Source organism: Kitasatospora sp. NPDC091257 (assembly GCF_044757675.1).
GTDB lineage: Bacteria > Actinomycetota > Actinomycetes > Streptomycetales > Streptomycetaceae > Kitasatospora > Kitasatospora lactacystinica.
This window is the reverse complement of the sequence record NZ_JBIVVI010001488.1, coordinates 1-1,899: the sequence shown is the minus strand read 5'-3', so window position 1 is coordinate 1,899 and position 1,899 is coordinate 1. Positions and strand designations below refer to the sequence as shown.

At 71.8% G+C, this 1,899-nt stretch carries 3 protein-coding genes; 1 reads left to right on the top strand and 2 read right to left on the bottom strand.

The features are described 5' to 3' along the window. On the bottom strand, positions 1-193 hold a 193-nt coding region (locus ACIQOV_RS39615), incomplete at its 3' end, for a cold-shock protein (protein WP_401055756.1). Positions 194-535: 342 nt separating this feature from the next. Between ACIQOV_RS39615 and ACIQOV_RS39610 the strand changes: the two genes are divergently transcribed. Next, complete coding sequence (locus ACIQOV_RS39610; protein WP_401055755.1) at positions 536-946, top strand: hypothetical protein; 411 nt, start codon at positions 536-538, stop codon at positions 944-946. 120 nt (positions 947-1,066) lie between these two features. Here the strand turns inward: ACIQOV_RS39610 and ACIQOV_RS39605 are convergent, their stop codons facing one another. Next, positions 1,067-1,891 carry a GntR family transcriptional regulator gene (locus ACIQOV_RS39605; RefSeq protein WP_401055758.1) on the bottom strand — a complete coding sequence of 275 codons (825 nt, stop codon included), beginning with the start codon at positions 1,889-1,891 and terminating at the stop codon, positions 1,067-1,069. Between the last annotated feature and the right edge of the window lie 8 nt (positions 1,892-1,899).

Below are 1,899 nucleotides of genomic sequence, written 5' to 3'. Positions count from 1 at the left end.
GGATGCGCTCCGCCTGCGGGCCCTTCGGGCCCTGCACGACGTCGAAGGTCACCTTCTGACCCTCCTGGAGTTCACGGAAGCCCTGGGCGTCGATGTTCGAGTAGTGGGCGAACACGTCGGGGCCTCCGCCGTCCTGCTCGATGAAGCCGAAGCCCTTCTCGGCGTTGAACCACTTCACGGTGCCGGTGGCCATGCTCTTCTCCTTCGCGGGGACTGATCGGGTCCCACGGGTGCGGGCCCGGAGATGATCGCCTTGGTCCGGAGAGGCATTGAGCAATGAGAACGCCCACGGCGGGTAACCGCGGGCGAGAACTTCGGAACCACGACTGCTTGATCAAAACGTTACACCGCAGAACATCCCGAGGCCAGGAAGTCCAACCGCGCGCGAAGCGGCGTGGTTGTCGCGCCCGCAGGCGATGAGGTCGGCGTCGACCCGCCGGACGCCACCCACCGGGGCGGGGCTCCCTCCCCGAAGAGATGCGGGAGGCCCGGAACTGGCAGACCCTTGGAGGAGATCCGACCTCCGAGGAGAGCGATGACCGGTGCCAGTGCCTCACGGGAACCGAGCGTCATGGTGCACATGTCGATCTCCGGTGCGCCACCGGTGGCGAACGTCGTCGCCGACACGGTGGGGCAGTCGTTCGGGCTTATCGCCGTCCCTGGTCCTGGCTCCGCGAGGGACTATGTCTCCCTCGCCGATCAGGTGGTCCACACCCGCTGGCAGGTGGACACGTCGGCGCCGATCACGGAGACCCCCGCCCGACCGGTTGCCCGCGCAGATGCCGGCTCCGGCCCGGTGAAGGTGGAGCTCGGTGGCAGAGCCGACGCCGTGGCCAAGGTCGCGGCGCTGATCCGCGCCCGTTTCCGCACTGGACCCCCGGCGGGATTCTCCCAGGCGTTCGAAGTGTGGCCGGAGAGTCCGCCGGACACCACAGACCGGCCATGACCGAAGCGGCCTGCGTGGCCGTACTCAGGTCGCGGCCGACGGACACCGGCGGCGACCGCGCGGGTCGAGAGCACCGACTCGCCGTCGGGGTCGAACTCCTGTCCGTCGCGTACGGTTCCGTCAGGGCGTCTGGACCGAGGCGCCCAGCCGGTAGTCGTGCGCGGTGAACGCGGCGGCGACGGCGAAGCGGTCCGCCCGGACGAGCGTCTGCCGCCACTCGATCGGACGCCCGTCGGTGTCGCGGCCGAGCCGGTCGATCGCGAGCAGCGCGGTGGTCGCGGGGCAGTCGAGCAGGATGCGCTCCCCCCGGCCGGGGACCACCGCGCGGATGCGTTCCCAGCCACCGCGGATGCTGCGGCCGCAGTGGCGTTCGAGCTCGTCGTAGAGCGAGGTGTGGGTGAAGTCGACGTCCAGCAGCGGGTGGGCCAGGTCCGCGGGAAGCCAGATCCGGTCGACGGCCAGCGGTTCCTCGTCCGCCAGGCGGACACGTTCGAGGTAGACCAGCGGCGTGGACTCCTCCAGTCCCAGGCGGGCGGCGATGACGCCGTCGGCGCGCCGGTCGAGCGCGCGCACGACGCTGCGCTGGACGGCACCGACCTCCTCGACGGAGCGGAACAGGCTGTACGCCTCACCGATGTCCTGCTCCAGGGGGCGGCTCGCGGTGAACCGCGAGGCCCTGCCGCGCTGAGCGGTGACGAGGCCCTCCTCCCGGAGCTTGCGCAGGGCCTCGCGGACCGTGTGCCGGCTGACCCGGTACTCGGCGACGAGGTCGTGCTCGCCGGGGAAGACGTCGTGGAACTCGCCCTCGTCGAGCCGGCGCAGCAGGTCGGCGCGCAGCTGCGCCCAGAGCGGACTGCCCGCGGCCCGGGTGAGGGGCCGGGGGGCCCTGGCCGCCGCCAGCGGCCGCGACGTCCACGCCTGGGCCGACCGCTGGCTGCGCACCAGCGGCGTGG

Bases quoted from the DNA above. Each gene is read 5' to 3' on its own strand.
- ACIQOV_RS39610 (WP_401055755.1), top strand. From the start codon at position 536: ATGACCGGTGCCAGTGCCTCACGGGAACCGAGCGTCATGGTGCACATG.